Annotated in this window: 11 protein-coding genes; 10 read left to right on the top strand and 1 reads right to left on the bottom strand. The window is 70.3% G+C overall.

Going from position 1 to position 16,296, the window contains the following annotated elements:
- Positions 1-15 precede the first annotated feature (15 nt).
- Entirely contained in the window at positions 16-594 is a 579-nt protein-coding gene (locus IG02_RS0130750; RefSeq protein ID WP_030755227.1) for a DinB family protein, read from the top strand.
- 192 nt (positions 595-786) lie between these two features.
- Complete coding sequence (locus tag IG02_RS0130740; RefSeq protein WP_030755225.1) at positions 787-1,908, top strand: winged helix DNA-binding domain-containing protein; 1,122 nt, start codon at positions 787-789, stop codon at positions 1,906-1,908.
- Between the two features lie 64 nt (positions 1,909-1,972).
- Here the strand turns inward: IG02_RS0130740 and IG02_RS0130735 are convergent, their stop codons facing one another.
- The gene (locus IG02_RS0130735; protein WP_037804759.1) at positions 1,973-5,944 is read right to left on the bottom strand and encodes a type VII secretion protein EccC; all 3,972 of its coding nucleotides are present in this window, start codon (positions 5,942-5,944) and stop codon (positions 1,973-1,975) included.
- 605 nt (positions 5,945-6,549) lie between these two features.
- On the opposite strand from IG02_RS0130735, the gene eccD reads away from it, so the two are divergent.
- The 8 genes from eccD to IG02_RS0130695 all read left to right on the top strand — a co-directional run bounded on the left by eccD (position 6,550) and on the right by IG02_RS0130695 (position 16,197).
- Positions 6,550-7,950: a type VII secretion integral membrane protein EccD gene (eccD, locus tag IG02_RS0130730; RefSeq protein ID WP_030755221.1), complete on the top strand. Its 1,401-nt coding sequence runs from the start codon at positions 6,550-6,552 to the stop codon at positions 7,948-7,950.
- A gap of 21 nt (positions 7,951-7,971) precedes the next feature.
- Positions 7,972-9,528, top strand: a complete 1,557-nt coding sequence (gene eccB, locus IG02_RS0130725; protein WP_078854964.1) for a type VII secretion protein EccB — start codon at positions 7,972-7,974, stop codon at positions 9,526-9,528.
- Positions 9,529-9,866: 338 nt separating this feature from the next.
- Complete coding sequence (locus tag IG02_RS0130720) at positions 9,867-10,226, top strand: hypothetical protein (protein ID WP_030755208.1); 360 nt, start codon at positions 9,867-9,869, stop codon at positions 10,224-10,226.
- Between the two features lie 93 nt (positions 10,227-10,319).
- Positions 10,320-10,649, top strand: coding sequence for a WXG100 family type VII secretion target (locus tag IG02_RS0130715; protein WP_030755205.1), 330 nt, complete (start codon positions 10,320-10,322; stop codon positions 10,647-10,649).
- 183 nt (positions 10,650-10,832) lie between these two features.
- Positions 10,833-11,333, top strand: a complete 501-nt coding sequence (locus IG02_RS0130710) for a type VII secretion system-associated protein (protein WP_030755202.1) — start codon at positions 10,833-10,835, stop codon at positions 11,331-11,333.
- 118 nt (positions 11,334-11,451) lie between these two features.
- Entirely contained in the window at positions 11,452-15,216 is a 3,765-nt protein-coding gene (locus IG02_RS0130705) for an AAWKG family protein (RefSeq protein ID WP_030755198.1), read from the top strand.
- Positions 15,217-15,363: 147 nt separating this feature from the next.
- Entirely contained in the window at positions 15,364-15,786 is a 423-nt protein-coding gene (locus IG02_RS0130700) for a YbaB/EbfC family nucleoid-associated protein (protein WP_030755196.1), read from the top strand.
- A 48-nt stretch (positions 15,787-15,834) separates the two neighbouring features.
- Positions 15,835-16,197 carry a hypothetical protein gene (locus IG02_RS0130695; protein WP_030755193.1) on the top strand — a complete coding sequence of 121 codons (363 nt, stop codon included), beginning with the start codon at positions 15,835-15,837 and terminating at the stop codon, positions 16,195-16,197.
- Positions 16,198-16,296: the final 99 nt, after the last annotated feature.

Below are 16,296 nucleotides of genomic sequence, written 5' to 3'. Positions count from 1 at the left end.
GAAGGGCCGATCACTGTGACCGCTACGACCTCACCCCGCCCCGCCCTCGACGCCGAGCGCACCGACCTGATCGCCGCGCTCGCGACCGCGCGCTCCGCCCTGACCAACAGCGTCCGCGGGCTCACCGACGAGCAGCTCGGCGAGCGTCCGACGGTCAGCGCGCTGTGCCTGGGCGGGCTGGTCAAGCACGTCGCGTCCGTCGAGGAAGGGTGGCTGCGCGTCGCCGTCGAGGGCCCCTCGGCGCTGAACTTCGACCTGCCCGAGGGCGTCACCTGGGCCGACATCCAGGCCGGCACCGCACGCGAGATCCCGCGGTGGATGATCGACCACCAGAAGGACTTCCAGATGCTGCCCGGCGACACCCTGGCCGGGATTCTCGAGCGGTACGAGGAGGTCGCCGCCCGGACCGAGGAGGTCATCGCCTCCCTCCCCGACCTGTCGGTGACGCACGCGCTGCCGGAGGCGCCCTGGCAGGAGGCGGGAGAGGTGTGGAGCGTGCGCCGGGTGCTGCTGCACGTCATCGCCGAGACCACCCAGCACGCCGGCCACGCGGACATCCTGCGCGAGACGCTCGACGGCCGGACGTCGACCTGACCCGAACCGGCCGGGGCCGGGCCGCCGCCCGGCCCCGGCCCCGGCCCCGTACGTACTCGTATGCCAATGAAGGGAATGCTCCACCATGAACACCACCAATCCGGGATGGTCCGGCATCGGCATCGGCATCGGCATGGGCATCGGTCTCCGGGACGGCCGCCTCCGCACCGTCCACCGGGGGCAGGACGCCGCATGACCCGGACGACCGTTCTCTCCACCCGGGCGCTCGGCCGCGCCGCGCTCGCCCGCCAGTCGCTGCTGGACCGCTCCGACGTCCCCGTCCTCGATGCCGTCGCCCACCTCGGCGGTCTCCAGGCGCAGGAGCCGCAGGAACCGTTCGTCGGGCTCTGGTCGCGGCTGCGCGCGTTCGACCCGGCGGCGCTCTCGGACCTGCTGACCGGGCGGCAGGTCGTACGGACCCACCTCATGCGCCGTACGGTCCACCTGGTCACCGCCGAGGACGCCCTGGCCTGGCGGGCCCGCCACAACGCGATGCTGCGCCGGCGCGTACTCGGCACCTACCGCCGCGAACTCGACGGGGTGGACCTGGACGAACTCGCGGCGGCGGGCCGGGCGGTCATGGCCGACGGCGAGCCGCGCTCGATGGGCGAGCTGGCGCGGGCGGTCGCCGGGCGCTGGCCGGAGCCGGGGCCGCGGGCGCTGGGGGAGATGCTGGTCGCGGCCCTCCTGCCGACGGCGCAGATGCCGCCGCGCGGACTGTGGCGCACCCGGGCGGGAGTGCGCAACGTCCTGCTGTCGTCCTGGCTGGGCCGCGAGATCGACCCGCTGCCCCCGGACGGTTCCGGTCCGGCGGGTTCCGATCCGGTGGGGCAGGCGCTGGTACGGCGCTACCTGGCCGCGTTCGGCCCCGCCGCGTCGGCCGACCTGCGCGCCTGGTGCGGCCTCGCCGGGCTGCCGGCCGCGGTCGCCGCGCTGCGCGAGGAGCTGGTGACCTTCCGCGACGAGCGGGGCCGGGAGCTGCTGGACCTCCCCGACGCGCCGCGCCCGGACCCGGACACGCCCGCCCCGGTGCGGTTCCTGCCGGCGTTCGACAACGCGGTCCTCGGCTACCACGACCGCGGCCGGATCATCGACGACGCCCACCGCGGGCTGTCGGTCACCGGCGCCCGCCTGGTCCTGGTCGACGGCCGGACCGCCGCGACCTGGACCGTCGGGGACGGCACCGTGAGGGTCGCCCCGCTGCGCGGCTTCTCCCGGTCCGAGCGTGCCGCCGTCGCGGAGGAGGGGCGGGCGCTGGCGTCGTTCCTGTCCGAGGACGACAGCGACCGCGTCGAGGTCGACGCGGCGCCCTGACGCGTGTGTCCCCTGTCGCGTACCGCGACAGGGGACACACGAGAGCGGAGAGCCGGCCTCCCCGCTACGACTTCTCGACCTCCAGCATCGCCGTCTGCAGCTGGGTCTGCTTGCGGCGCGTCACCCGCGTACCCCGGCCCGGCGGCAGGTTGCGGCCCTTGATGCTGCCCATGATGAAGCCCTCCGACGGCGGGCACGACAGCAGCAGCGTCGGCGTGTTGACCTCCTGCATGCGCCGCAGCATCGGCTCGCCCAGGCCCCGGCCCGCGCCGGCGGCGGAGCGGGAGACGATCATGTGCAGGCCGACCTCGTAACCGAGGGCGAGGTGGTTCAGCAGCGGGTCGAAGGGGGCGTTCATCGCGCTGGTGCCCAGCATGTCGTAGTCGTCCACGAGGATGAACAGCCGCGGGCCGTCCCACCAGTCGCACGTGCGCATCCGGGCCGGTGTGATCTCCGGGCCCGGTGCGCGGGCCGCGACCGCCCGGGCGGCGCCCGCGATCAGGTCCTTGAGCGCGTCCATCGACACCGCGTGGCCGAGGCGGTACTCGTCCGGGATCGCCTCCACCAGCGTACGGCGGTAGTCCACGACCATGATCCGCGCCTCGGCCGGGGAGTAGCGGTCCATGATGGCCTTGGCCGCCAGCCGCAGCATGTTGGTCTTGCCGCTCTCCGTGTCGCCGACCACGATCATGTGCGGGGTCTCGGAGAAGTCGTGCCACACCGTGGAGAGACGCTCCTCCTCCAGGCCGATGGGCATCTTGAAGTCGCCCTTCGGCGCCGGGAGTTCGGACGCCTTGAGCTTGGTCGGCAGCATCCGGACCGGCGGGGCCGGCGGGCCCTGCCAGCTCTCCCGGACCGCCGCCACCAGACCCGCCACGCCCTCGGACAGGTCGTCCGCCGACTCCACCCCGTCGATCCGCGGGAGCGCGGTGAGGTAGTGCAGCTTGGCGTCGCGCGTCAGGCCGCGGCCCGGCAGCCGGGGTACGGTCGCGGCGCGCCGCATGTCGATCTCGGAGTCCATGGGGTCACCCATCCGCAGCTCCAGGTGGGTCGCGGCCTGGTCCCGGATGGACGAGGTCAGCTCCACCCAGCGGGCGGTGGTGACGATCAGGTGGATGCCGTAGTTGAGGCCGCGGGCGGCGATCGAGCCGAAGGTCTGGATGTACCGGTCGAAGTCCTGGCGCACCGTCGACCAGCCGTCGATCACCAGGAACACGTCGCCGTGCCGGTGCTCGGGGAACTCCCCGGCGGCCAGGCGGCGGCGGAAGCTCGCCATGGAGTCGATGCCGTTGTCCAGGAAGAACCGCTCGCGCTCCGCCAGCAGCGTGGTGACCTCGGAGATCGTACGGCCGACCCGCTCGGTGTCCAGGCGCGCCGCGACCCCGCTGACGTGCGGCAGGTCGGCCAGCCCGGCGAGCGTGCCACCGCCGAAGTCGAGGCAGTAGAACTGCACCTCGCGGGGGGTGTGGGTGAGCGCCAGCGCGGTCATGATCGTGCGCACCATCGTGCTCTTGCCGCTCTGCGGGCCGCCCGCGATGGCGACGTGCCCGCCCGCGCCCGAGAGGTCGAGGGTGAGCAGGTCACGGAGCTGGTCGAAGGGGCGGTCGATGATGCCGATGGGGATGGTGAGCCGGCCCCGGTTCGCCGAGTCGACGGTCGTCAGCCCGAGTCCGGGGTCCGGGGTGAGCGGCGGCAGCACCTGGTCGAGGGTGGCGGGGAGGTCCAGCGGCGGCAGCCACACCTGGTGGGCCGGCGGCCCGGCGGTCAGCAGCCGCTCCACGGCCACGGACAGCAGGGTGTCGCCGGTCTCCTCCTGCTCGGCCGCGGGCTCGGGGTCCGGGGTGTCCGGCAGCTGGCGCGGCACGACGTAGCTGTTGGTCCACGGGACGGTCTGGCTGGCCACCCGCGCCTGGTTGGCGCTGCCCCGGCGCTGCTGGTACGGGCCGGAGACGTACGCGGCGCGGAAGCGGGTCAGCGCCTCCACGCCCGACTTCAGGAAGCCGCTGCCGGGCTGCGGCGGCAGCTGGTACGCGTCCGGCACACCGAGCACGCCGCGGCTCTCCATCGCGGAGAACGTGCGCAGACCGATCCGGTACGACAGGTGGCTCTCCAGCTGGTGCATCCGGCCTTCGTCCAGGCGCTGCGAGGCGAGCAGCAGATGCACCCCGAGGGACCGGCCGAGACGGCCGATCATCACGAACAGCTCCATGAACTCCCGGTGCGCGGCCAGCAGTTCGCTGAACTCGTCGACGACGACGAAGAGGCTGGGCAGCGGTTCCAGCGGGACGCCGGAGGCGCGGGCCTTCTCGTAGTCCAGCGCCGAGGAGTAGTTGCCCGCCGACCGCAGCAGCTCCTGACGACGCATCATCTCACCGTGCAGGGCGTCCTGCATCCGGGAGACGAGCGCGGCCTCACCGGCCAGGTTGGTGATGACGGCGGAGGTGTGCGGGAGTTCGTCCAGACCCAGGAAGGTGGCACCGCCCTTGAAGTCCACGAGGACGAAGTTGAGCGTCTCCGAGGAGTTCGTCAGGGCGAGCGCGAGGACGAGGGTGCGCAGCAGCTCGCTCTTGCCGGAGCCGGTGGCGCCGATCAGCATGCCGTGCGGTCCGGTACCGCCCTGGGCGGACTCCTTGATGTCCAGCTCGACCGGCTCGCCGTCCGCGCCGACCGCGATCGGCACCTTCAGCCGGGAGGAGCCGGTGTGCTGCTGCCACAGCGTTTCCGGGTCGTGGCGGTACAGGTCGGGAATGCCCAGCAGCGCGGTCAGTTCCATGTTCGCGGAGAGCGGTTCGGACGAGTCCGACGCCGTGCCCAGGCCCATGCGGTACGGGGCGAGCCGCCGCGCGAGCGACACGGCGCCCGTCAGCCCGAAGGTGTCGGGCCTGCCGAGCCGGGTGGTCCGCTCCTTGCGCTCGCGGTCGGTGCGCACCAGCCCGAGGTCGTCCTCGGAGACCTCGAAGCGCAGCGTGATCCGGCCGGGCCGCCAGGAGAGCGCGCCGCTCAGGTCCAGTACGACGGTGTTGCGGTAGCCGGGACCGTCCAGGCGGTGGCCGGCCGGGACGGTGCCCCCGTCCACCACGATCACGGTGAACGGCTCCTCGCGCCCGGGCAGGGCGTCCGGGTCGAACTGCGGCCGCTCCATGAACTCGGCGCCGAGCAGGTCCTCCAGCTCGCCCAGCGCGGAGACGGTCATCCGGGTCGGGCCCGCACCGTCCGTGTCGTGCGGGTGGAGGCTGTGCGGGAGCCACTTGGCCCACTCCCAGTCCGCGCGCCGCTCGTCGGAGACGCAGAACACGATCCACACGTCGTCCGGCGAGTGGAAGGTGGCCAGCTGGGCGACCAGGGCCCGGGCCACGGACCGTATCCGCTCCTCGTCCCCCCGGAACAGCACCCGGGCCCAGGCCCGCAGGTAGATCGCGATGGGCTGGTCCGGCACCGTCGAGTAGGCGCGGATGAAGCTGCGCAGGGCGTGCGCGCTGAGCGGCTCCAGGTCCTCGACGGGGTTGGTGGAGTTCGGGGTGAGCTTCAGGCCCAGCTTCTGCTCGCCGACCGCGATCCGGACCTCGCCGAAGTCCTCGTCCTTCGGCCGGCGTTCCCACAGCCGGGTGGTGCCCGTCATCGACCACAGGGCGGTGGGCTCGGGGTGACGCCAGGCCAGGGCCAGCTGCTGGTCCACGACGGCGCCGCGCACCTTGCGCCGGATCTGGGTGAGGTAGCGCAGGTAGTCCCGGCGCTCGCCCTTCAGCTTCTGCTTGCGTTCGGCGGCCTTGCGCATGAACTGGCCGATGAACATGGCGGCGGCGCCGAGCACCATCAGGCCCAGGGCGAGGTAGATGAACCCGCCGGTGCCCCGGGTCATACCGGGCCGCATGAACATGAACATCATGGAGACCGACATCAGCGCCATGGGGAGGTACGTCCACACGGCGGAGGTGTCGGGCACCGTCTCGGGGAGGATCGGCGGTTCCTGGAGATTCAGCTCCCCGTCGGGCATCTCCGGGCCCCGGCGTCGGGCCGGGCGGCGGAACAGGACCACACTCAAGGAACCGTCTCCTTACGGGGCAAGGGGGAGAGCGGGCGGAACGACGTCGACGTCGTCGCCGGGGCGCCGCGCGTCGTCGTCGGTGCCGGGTCAGGACACCGGACAAAACCTCGCTGTCGCACGCACCATACGCCGCGCGCGGGTCCACGACGACCGCCCGCCCGGGAACCGACGGGGCGCGACCGTCCCCGCCGTGTCGCCCTGTCACAGTCCTGCAACAGCACGGCACCGCCGTGTCACGGTCCTGCTACGTCGCCACGTCACCACGTTCACTCTTCCGTCACGCGGCGGGGTCGCCGGCACGCCACAGTGCGCGCCACGTCACCATCCGTACCACGGGAACTTCTGAGCCACGACTCCGAGTCGGCTTCCACGCGCGCCGCGCCACCCGTGCGCCAACGTTCACATCACATTCTGTGCCACGGGCCACATCGTCCACAGTAGGTTGCTGATACTACGATCGTCGCGCCGACCGCCAACGACCGGCCCTGTCCCGAGGCTTAGGAACGCGTCCAGAGAAGTGTGATGTCCGGCGGTGCGTCAGCCCGCGTTCCCCTGCCCGTTCTCAGCAGTAACCCGGAGAAGCGTGAGCCATCAGGATGACTGACACTCAGGTGGCCGAGCTGTGCCGTCTGACGGTACGAGCCCCCGCCAAGAGCATCGATCTCGCCGTCCCCGCCGACGTCCCCGTGGCGGACCTGCTGCCGGCGGTGCTCGGCTACGCCGGCGACAACCTCGAAGAAGCCGGTATCGACCACGGCGGCTGGGTGCTCCAGCGGCTCGGCGGCGAACCGCTGGACGAGGAACGCACCCTCGACTCGTACGGCCTGCGCGACGGCGACACCCTCTACCTCAGACCGCGCACCGAAGCCCTGCCCGAGGTGCACCTCGACGACCTCGTCGACGGCATCTCCACCACGATGCGGGACCACCCCTACGGCTGGACCCCCAAGGTCAGCCGGTGGGTGCTGCTCGGCGTCGCGGTCGCGGTCCTCGTCGGCGGCATGGTGGTGATCGCGTGGCCCGGCGGCTCCGCGCTGCCCCGCGCCGTGTTCGCCACCGCGACCGGGCTCCTGCTGCTCGCGGGGGCGGGCGCGGCCAGCCGGGCGGTCGGGGACGCCGGCGCGGGCGCCGCGCTGGGCTTCATGGTGGGGCCGTACCTGGCGCTCGCCGGCTGGCTGCTGCCGGGCGGCGAGCTCAGCGGGCCGCACGCGTACGAGACCCTGGGCGCGCGGCTGCTCGCCGCCAGCGCCGCGGCGGCGGGCGGGGCGGTGCTCGCGCTCGCCATCGTGGCCGCGTTCGCCGCGCTCTTCCTGGGCGTCGCCGTCATCTCGGTGTTCGGTGCCTTCGCCGCCGTCCTGCTCATCACGACGGACCTGGCGCCCGTGCACGCCGCCGGGATCATCGCCGTCCTGGCGGTCGTCCTGGGCGCCTTCGTCCCCTCGCTGGCGTTCCGGATGTCCGGGATGCGGATGCCGCCCCTGCCGACCAACGCCCAGCAGCTGCAGGAGGGCATCGAGCCGCACGCCACCTCCGTGGTCTCGGCCCGCGCCATCCTCGCCGACGGCTGGATGACCTCGCTGTACGGGGCGGTGGGCTTCGTCGCCGCCGGGTGCATCGTGGCACTGGGCCGGGAGCGCGAACTCGCCGAGATCATCACGACGGTGGCGCTGTCCCTGCTGCTCATCCTGCACGCGCGGGGACTGGGCAACATCTGGCAGCGCATGTCGCTGGTGGTCCCGGGCGTGGCGGGGCTGCTCCTGCTGGTGCTGGTCGCCGCCCCGGCCGCCTCGCCGGGCTACCGGCTGGTGACGGCCGCGGGCCTGCTCGCGGCCACGGCGGCGGTCGCGATCGCCGCCTGGACCGTCCCCGGGCGCCGGCTCGTGCCGTACTGGGGCCGCGCGGGGGAGCTGCTGCACTCGGCACTGGCGATCAGCATGCTGCCGCTCGCACTGTGGGTGCTCGGCGTGTACAGCGCCCTGCGGTCCATCAACGGCTGACCGGAAGGGAGACACGCTGCCATGCAGTCCAAACGCGATCAGGTCCAGGCGCACATGTTCGTCATGGGCCGGCTGACCTCGGGCATGCTGCGCGCGGATCCGGACGCCCCGGAGAGCCCCCAGGGCCGGACCAACCGGGGCGTGGTGATCGGCATCGTGATCGCCGTCCTGCTGTCGGCCGGTTCCTTCGTCCTCGGTCTGCTCAAGCCCGGCACCAAGGACTCCTGGCGGGCGGCCGGGACCCTCGTCGTGAACAAGGACACCGGCTCCCGCTACCTCTACCTGGACGGGCGGCTGCGGCCGGTGCGCAACTACGCCTCGGCGCGGCTGCTCGGGGGCGCCGACATGAAGGCGACGTCGGTCGGCTCCGGCTCCCTGAGCGGTACGCCGCACGGGGCGCCCATCGGCATCAGCGGCGCGCCGGACGCGCTGCCCGGGAGCGGGGACCTGGACACCGGTCCCTGGCAGGTCTGTTCGGGCAGCGAGACGGGCTCGACCGGCACCATCGTCGCGGTGGGCGCGCCGGCCGACGCCGCCGGACTGCCCACCGACCAGGGGATGCTGGTGACGGGTCCCGACAAGGCCGGATACCTGGTGTGGCGGGGAAGCAAGCTCCGGCTCGACAAGGACAGCCGCGCCCGCGAGGCCCTCGGCTACGGCTCCACCCCGCTCCTCCCCGTCTCGGCGCCCTTCCTGAACGCCCTGCCGTCGGGGCCCGACCTGCGCTCGCCCGACGTGCCGGGCAAGGGGCAGGACGGGCCGTCGCTGGGCGGCCGGGCGTCCCGGATCGGCGAGGTGTTCCGGGTCACCGTGCCGGGCTCCGCCGAGCGCTACTACCTGCTGCGCAAGGAGGGCCTGGCCCCGCTGACGGCGACCGGTGCCGCGCTGGTGCTCGGCGACCCGGAGACCCGCGAGAAGGTGTACGAGGGCGGCGCGGCGAAGGTGACCGCCCTGGGCGCGGACGTGCTGAGCAGCCATCTGGCCCCGGGCGCCGGCGAGACGGCGGAGGACCCGGACCTGCCGTCGGCGCCGCCGGAGGCGGTGGCCCTCGGCGAGGACCACACCGTCTGCGTACGGGTCGAGGCGGGCGAGCGCGGCCCGCGGATCAGCGTGGCCCAGACCGGGACGGGCTCCTTGGGCCCGGCCGCCCAGGCGCCGCCCGAGGGGCTCACCCCGGCCTGCATGCCGGTCGGCACGATCGCCGTACGGCCGGGCGGCGGGTCCCTGGTGCGCGCGCTCGGGGCGAGCGGGAGCAAGGTCGGCACCACTGTCTACCTGGTGACGGACACCGGGATGAAGTACCGGGTGGGGACGGCCGAGGCGCTCGCGGCGCTCGGCTACACGGAGGGCCAGGCGCGCGGACTGCCGGCACCGCTGCTGGCGATGCTGCCGACGGGCCCGGACCTGACCAAGGAGGCCGCCGCCCTGGGCCGGAGCGCGACCACCACGCCGCGCTGCGCCGGAGATGACGACGACCCGGCGCCGCGATCGGAAAAGAAGACGGAAGAGAAGACGTCGCAGGGTGACGGCGAGGGAACGCAGAGCGCCGTGGCAGGGGGCGATCAATCCGCACGGTGACACCGGACGAACACATCGTGGCGGGAGGGGACGTGAACATCGCGTGACACGGAGGAAAGTGGCCGTGTTCCCGCAACGGGACGAGACGGCCGAGCGTCCTAGAGACCGGAAAGTGCAAGGGCGTGACTGACGATCAGGTTAAATCTCCGCCACGAAACGCCTGAAACACCGGGTCGGAGCCGAAAAGGTGACTCAGGCCATTGAATCGTCAACTCCCCTTTATCTAGGCTCCGTTTGTCCATACCATCCGGGCGTCGGCCCTACGGCCGCGTCCGGCAACGCACCGCGCCGCCCGGACCCGAGGGCCGGCGGCGCGACACACCAGGAGGCACAGGCATATGGCAGGTGCAGGCGCAAGGCAGCAGTCACTGGCATCGGCGACACAGAACGGTGTCACCGCTCTGGACTCGGCATTCAACGGCGTCCAGAACTGCCGTCAGGACGTGGAGAACATGAAGCACAACCTGAGCCAGGGATACGCGGGTAGCGACGGTGGCCGGTTCCAGAGTCTGCTCGACCAGTGGGACGGCCAGGCGGAGATCATCTCCAAGAACCTCCGCGAGATGATCACGACGCTGGAGGAGACCATGCGCGCCCAGGGCATCCAGCAGTCCCAGTCGAACGAGGCCATCCAGCAGGCGTCCAACCGCGCCGACGAGATCTTCAACTCGCTGGCGGGCTCCACCGCCGGTCGCTGACGACCGGCTCTCGCCCAGGAGCTCTGACCGGCACCCGGGCGCGGAACGCACGAACCCTTTCCCCGAAGTACCCCCCGCGAGACGAGGACGACCATGACTCCCCCTCTGGACTTCACCGACGGTCAGATCTACGTCGACTACTCCCACATGCAGAACGCCGCCGACGACATGGTCCAGCAGACCAAGGCGATCGACAGCATCCTCACCAACCTGGAAGCGGAGCTCCAGCAGCTCCAGCAGTCCTGGGAAGGTGACGACAGGGAGGCGTACAGCGAGAAGCAGGCGGCCTGGAACCACGCCGTCGAGGAGATGAAGCGGATCCTCGCCGAGAACTCGGCCCTGCTGACCGACGTCTCGGACAGCTACCAGTGGAGCGAGAAGAACCTGACGTCGCTGTGGCAGACCGTGCGCGTCGGCAGCTGACCGCGCGGGCGACACACCCGTTGTTTTCCCCGGGCGGCCGTCCGCGTGTGCCTCACGCGTACGGCCGCCCGCTGTCGTGAGGGCGGCGCGTCGCCGCCCGTGTTCCGTCCCGCGTTCCGCGCCGTGCGGTCGGCGGGCCGCCCCGAAGCCGGCGGAAACCCATGGAAGCAGGAGAAGTAGGCAATGGCTGAAAACGGCCCCACGCTCAATCTCAACAAGGCCTGGCTGCAGGACTTTCTCACCAACGACGTCGGCGAGTTCCTCACCAAGGTCAAGAAGATGAGGGAGGACGACGGGGAGATACCGGCGATCCCCAATCTGCAGGGCGGGGAGGACGGGGCGAACAAGGCAATTGGCTTCAGGGACGGGCAGAAGACGCCGCTCGCGATCGGGACGATGGCGCTCGACAAGGAGGGCCGGACCAACGGCGGTTACCTGATCAAGTCACTGAACGAGCTGGTGGACCAGGTCGACGAGATCCTCAAGCTCCAGGTCGAGCTCTTCGAGGAGATCGAGGACAACCTCGAGGACACCATCGAGGAGATCTTCAAGACTCAGGAGGACAACCTGGGGAAGATCGACGGGAAGAAGATAGTCAACTTCTTCGAGGGCGTGGACGACGTGCTCTCCGAGAGCGGCGGCGGCTCGAACAACAACAACGATGAAGACGAGGACGAGGACTGAGTAGGTGCGGCCGTCGGCCCACCCGCGCGGCCGCTGTTCCTCCGCGGCCGCGTAACGCCGTACCGCCTGGCCCCGCCCGTTCTCCCCCCATCCGCCCTGACCGAAAAGGCATCCTGGCATGGCGCTCGACGATACCAAGATCACCGACAAACTCACCAGCAACGACAAGTGGGCCGAGGCGGTCGGCTTCTTCACCGGGTACAAGGCGCCGACCAGGGAAGAGATCTTCAAGACCCTGGTCGGTAACGAGGGTATTCCGCTGATGAAGGTGGAGATCTCCGATGTGGGCTATGTCGACTATGTCGACACCGAGGACCTGAACTGGCTGTACGAGAACGCCGGTTCCGAGATCAACAACACCGACTTCGTCATCCCCTTCTACTACTCGAAGAGCGGTGCCGAGGGCTCCGATGTGACGATGCACAAGGCGCGCATCACGCTGCTCGGCAACAAGGGCGACGGCAGGCTCCCGACCCAGGGGTACTTCGAGGGCGGGAAGTTCTCCAGCAGCATCGACAATCACCTGGGGATGGACGGCAAGCCCACCTGGGACACCGCGCCGCTCACCCAGTACGCCTTCGGTACCGGACTGGCCCTGGAGAAGCTGCGCAACGACGAGGCGCTGGGGACCTACGGCTTCAGCTGGAGCGGCAAGGACGTGGCCGACGCCGATTCCGTCACCCTCGCCAACTTCGACACGGTGGCCGGCGCCTTCGACCGGGTCGCCAAGTTCTTCGCCACTCAGCAGGGGGTGGTGGAGGAGTGGCAGAGCAGGCTGGGCAAGGAGAAGGACAAGGCGTGGCGGGGCACGGCGGCGGGCGTTTTCTGGGATCTCATCAACAAGATCAACAAGCAGTACACGGACTATGCGGAGGACATGAGTTCGGGTAAGTCCGGATATTCGAAGCAGGGGGAAGAGATACGGGAGGCGAAAAAGGCCTTCAGGGAGGCGGTGGTCGATCTCCACCAAGCGTGGATGAAGTGGGAGTGGGAGTACGGAAACCCGCTGATTGTGCTGCACAAGCTGCTGTCGGCGGTGATGAAGTATGTGTGGGACAACAATCTTACGAAGATCACCTATGAGATCGAGTCCGCTGGGGAGTCCTTCTACACGAACTACATCGCGGAGGAGCATTTCAAAAATCAGGCCGCCATCGACGCGATTTCGGGCGACGACAAGAAGGACCTGCACGCCGACGCCCAGCAGTTCGGCGACCTGAAGGATCTCAACACCTGGCTGAACATCGGCAACAAGGCCGTTGAGATGTGGCGGCAGACCGTCGTCGACAATCTCGACTCGGCCGCGATCTCGGCCATGGAAAAGGTGAAGAACAGCTGGAGCAACAGCAACTTCGACCTGGGATCCGTGAAGTCCCGGGGCTCCAGCGGCACCCTTGAGTCGGATTACAAGGAGGACAAGGCCGAAGTCGCGGAGGAGGAGGCGAAGAAGAAGGAGGACGACGCCAAGAAGGCCGCCGAGGAAGCCGCCAAGAAGCAGGAGGAGTTCATCCAGTGGCAGAAGGACCAGGCTGCCAAGGCGGAGGCCGAGCGGCAGAAGGAGAAGGAAGAGCAGGAGCGTAAGGAGAAGGAGGCCAAGGCCGAGCAGGAGAGGAAGGAGAAGGAGGCCGAGGCCAAGCAGGCGGAGAAGGAGAAGGAGGCCGAGGCCAAGGAGGCGGCGGCCAAGGCCGAGGCGGAGCAGAAGGAGAAGGAGGCCGAGGCCAAGCAGGCGGAGAAGGAGAAGGAGGCCGAGGCCAAGCAGGCCGAACAGGAGGCCAAGCAGGAGGCCAAGGAGGCCGAGGCCAAGAAGGAGCAGGAGGCCAAGGAAGCCGAGGCCAAGGCCGAGCAGGAGGCCAAGGAGAAGGAGGCCGAGGCCAAGCAGGCCGAGCAGGAGGCCAAGCAGGAGCAGAAGCAGGCCGAGCAGGAGCAGAAGCAGGAGGAGATCCGCAAGGAGCAGGAGGCCAAGCAGGCCGAGCAGGAGAAGAAGCAGGCCGAGGCCCAGGCCCGTGCCGAGAACATGCAGATTGCGCAGATGGGCCAGGCCAAGGCTCAGCAGGATCAGGCCAAGAAGGAACAGGAGCAGAAGGAGGCGGAGGCCAGGGCCGAGCAGGAGGCCAAGGAGAAGGAGGCCGAGGCCAAGCAGGCCGAGCAGGAGGCCAAGCAGGAACAGAAGCAGGCCGAACAGGAGGCCAAGCAGGAGCAGAAGGAGGCGGAGGCCAGGGCCGAGCAGGAGGCCAAGGAGAAGGAGGCCGAGGCCAAGCAGGCCGAGCAGGAGGCCAAGCAGGACCGCATCCGTACCGAGTCGGAGGACCGCCAGGAGCAGCTGCAGGCCGAGCAGGAGAAGAAGCAGGCCGAGCAGGAGGCCAAGGCGGAGGCCAAGCAGGCGGAGCAGGAGGCCAAGCAGGAGCAGAAGGAGCAGGAGGCCGAGGCCAAGCAGGCCGAGCAGGAGGCCGAGGCCGAGCAGAAGCAGGCGGAGCAGGAGGCCAAGCAGGAGCAGAAGGAGAAGGAGGCCGAACAGAAGCAGGCCGAGCAGGAGGCGAAGGCCGAACAGCAGCGGGCGGAGCAGGAGCAGAAGCAGGAGGAGATCCGCAAGGAGCAGGAGGCCAAGGAGGCGCAGTACCGGTCGGAGCAGGAGCAGCGGCAGAACGAGGCCGAGGCCAAGCAGGAGGAGCTCCGGCAGGAGCAGGAGAAGAAGCAGGCCGAGGCGGAGGCCAAGTTCGACAGCACCCGTCGCGACCTCTTCGGCAACGGCAACGGCGACCTGCCCGACCTGCCCGATCTGCAGTCCAACCGCATCTCCGGCCCCGTCAACGACGGCATCCTGGACGTCCCCGGCGGCGGCGAGTCGCGCATCGACTCCAACGGCCGGGTGATCACCGACCTGCCCGACGGCTCCACCATCACGATCGACCCGGAGACCCACTCCTCGACCCTGACCCGCCCCGACGGCTCGACCATCTCCGGCCCGCTCAACACCGGTGACCTGCTGTCCAACCCCGATGGCAGCACCACGCACCTGGACGACGGCGGAAATGTCGTCACGGAGTACCCGGACGGCACCACCCAGAAGATCAACCCGGACACCGGCACCACCACGATCACGCGACCGGACGGCTCGTCCGTCTCCGGCTACCTCGACGACAACAACCCGTCCTCCCTCGGCTCCGGCCACCTCAACAACGGCTCGCTCCCCACGCCTCCGTCGTACGACTTCCCCTCCTACGACTTCCCCTCCTACGAGGAGGAGTTGTTCGACGAGAACCCCTACGAGTCGCCCCTGGCCGGCAGCGGGACGTCCGCCGAGTCGAACACCCCGAGCCACAACCGCCCGTTCCTGAACAGCGGACCGTTCCCGGGCCTCCCCGGCGAGGGGGGCGCCGGTATGGGCGGCGCGGGCGCGGGCATGGCCGGCGCGGGCGCCGGCATGGGCGGCCCGGGGGCCGGCATGGGCGGCCCGGGCGCACCCATGGGCGGCCCGGGCGCACCCATGGGCGGCATGGGCGGCATGGGCGGCGGTATGGGCGGTGGCATGGGCGGCGGTATGGGCGGTATGGGTGGCGCGGGCGGAGGCCAGTCGGACTCCGGCGAGCGCGTCCGTAACGTCATCGACGGCAACGTGGTCAACAACCGCCGCCCGCGGCCCGGCGCCGGCGCTCCCGCCAGGAACGGCCGGTACGCGGACGACGAGGTGCGCGTGGCGGCCGGCGGTCCCACCGCGGGCGGTACGCCGTTCCTCCCGCCGATGGCCGGTGGCGGCGGTGGCGGCGCGCCCGGCCAGCAGACGCAGACACAGAGCGGTGACCGCGCCCGCGAATCGTGGGTGCCGGAGGACGACGACGTATGGGGTACGGACGAGGGCGGCGCGCCCGCGGTGATCGGACGATGACCGGCACGGCGGCGACCGGATGACGCCGGTACGGGGGCGGCCTTCGAACCGCCCCCGTACCGGGCGCACATGGAAAGTTCGCATGACGCACACGTGTACGGCAGAATCCCGTACGAGCAGGTGGAGAGGTGACCGTTGAGCGAGTCGATGGAGAAGAAGCTGTCCCAGGCCATGGCCGAACTGGAGGCCGTGCAGGAGGCCGTGGCACGCGCCGAGGATGAACTCAGTCAGGCATCGGCCACGATCCGCTCACGGGACCGCGCGGTGGAGGTCACCGTGGGCGCGCAGGGCGAGCTGACGGGGCTGAAGTTCCCGGACAACAAGTACCGGAACATGACGGGGCCTCAACTCGCGGCGTCCGTCATGGAAGCCGTGCAGGAGGGGCGTGAGCAGATGGCCCGTAGAGTGATGGACGTCTTCGCCCCGTTGACGCAGGCGAGCGGCGGCCCGACGGGCATCCGAGGCGTGGACATCGACTGGAACCGGGCCTTCGGGTCGGCACTCGACGGCCCGGACGGCGGGGGCAGGCGCTCGACGTCCCGTCTGCACGACGAGATTCACGAGGACTGACTTTCCACAGCGACTGACTTTCCGCAGAGGGACCAAGGGAGGTAATTCATGGGCAAGTTCATTGCGGACCCCGGCCGTGTGCGGCGGGGCGGTGAGATGATGGCGGATCTGCCCGACAGGGCGAACAAGATCCGTGACGACTTCGTCTCCGACATGCAGACCTACCGGCCCTGGGCTGGTTACAACGACGACTTCGCCCTCGAGGTCCGGCCGAAGTACGACGCGAACAACAACGCGTGCATCGAATTTCTCGACTCGGTGGGTCTCGTGTTCTCGTCGCTCCGGCAGGCGGTCTTGAACAACGCGCGGGAGATCGAGGGCGTGCAGTCCTACGCCAATGACGAGATCGCGAAGCAGCAGTCGCGCCTCGAGGCACCGGGTGGGGATTCCACCGGGGGCGGCAGGCACTAAGTGGAGGAGATCGACTTTCCGCCGGACGTCCGGACGATGCTCTGGATCCTGCTGGGCGAAATGCCTTTGCAGGCCAGGGAGAATCTGGCGTGGGAAAGT

The organism is Streptomyces sp. NRRL F-5135, from assembly GCF_000719775.1.
In the GTDB taxonomy this organism is placed as follows: domain Bacteria; phylum Actinomycetota; class Actinomycetes; order Streptomycetales; family Streptomycetaceae; genus Streptomyces; species Streptomyces hebeiensis.
Note: the sequence above shows the minus strand (reverse complement) of the source record. Positions and strands in the feature narration are given on the sequence as shown.

Coding starts and splice junctions, on each gene's coding strand:
- IG02_RS0130740 (WP_030755225.1), top strand. CDS start 787: ATGACCCGGACGACCGTTCTCTCCACCCGGGCGCTCGGCCGCGCCGCG.
- eccD (WP_030755221.1), top strand. CDS start 6,550: ATGACTGACACTCAGGTGGCCGAGCTGTGCCGTCTGACGGTACGAGCC.
- eccB (WP_078854964.1), top strand. CDS start 7,972: ATGCAGTCCAAACGCGATCAGGTCCAGGCGCACATGTTCGTCATGGGC.
- IG02_RS0130720 (WP_030755208.1), top strand. CDS start 9,867: ATGGCAGGTGCAGGCGCAAGGCAGCAGTCACTGGCATCGGCGACACAG.
- IG02_RS0130715 (WP_030755205.1), top strand. CDS start 10,320: ATGACTCCCCCTCTGGACTTCACCGACGGTCAGATCTACGTCGACTAC.
- IG02_RS0130710 (WP_030755202.1), top strand. CDS start 10,833: ATGGCTGAAAACGGCCCCACGCTCAATCTCAACAAGGCCTGGCTGCAG.
- IG02_RS0130705 (WP_030755198.1), top strand. CDS start 11,452: ATGGCGCTCGACGATACCAAGATCACCGACAAACTCACCAGCAACGAC.
- IG02_RS0130700 (WP_030755196.1), top strand. CDS start 15,364: ATGGAGAAGAAGCTGTCCCAGGCCATGGCCGAACTGGAGGCCGTGCAG.
- IG02_RS0130695 (WP_030755193.1), top strand. CDS start 15,835: ATGGGCAAGTTCATTGCGGACCCCGGCCGTGTGCGGCGGGGCGGTGAG.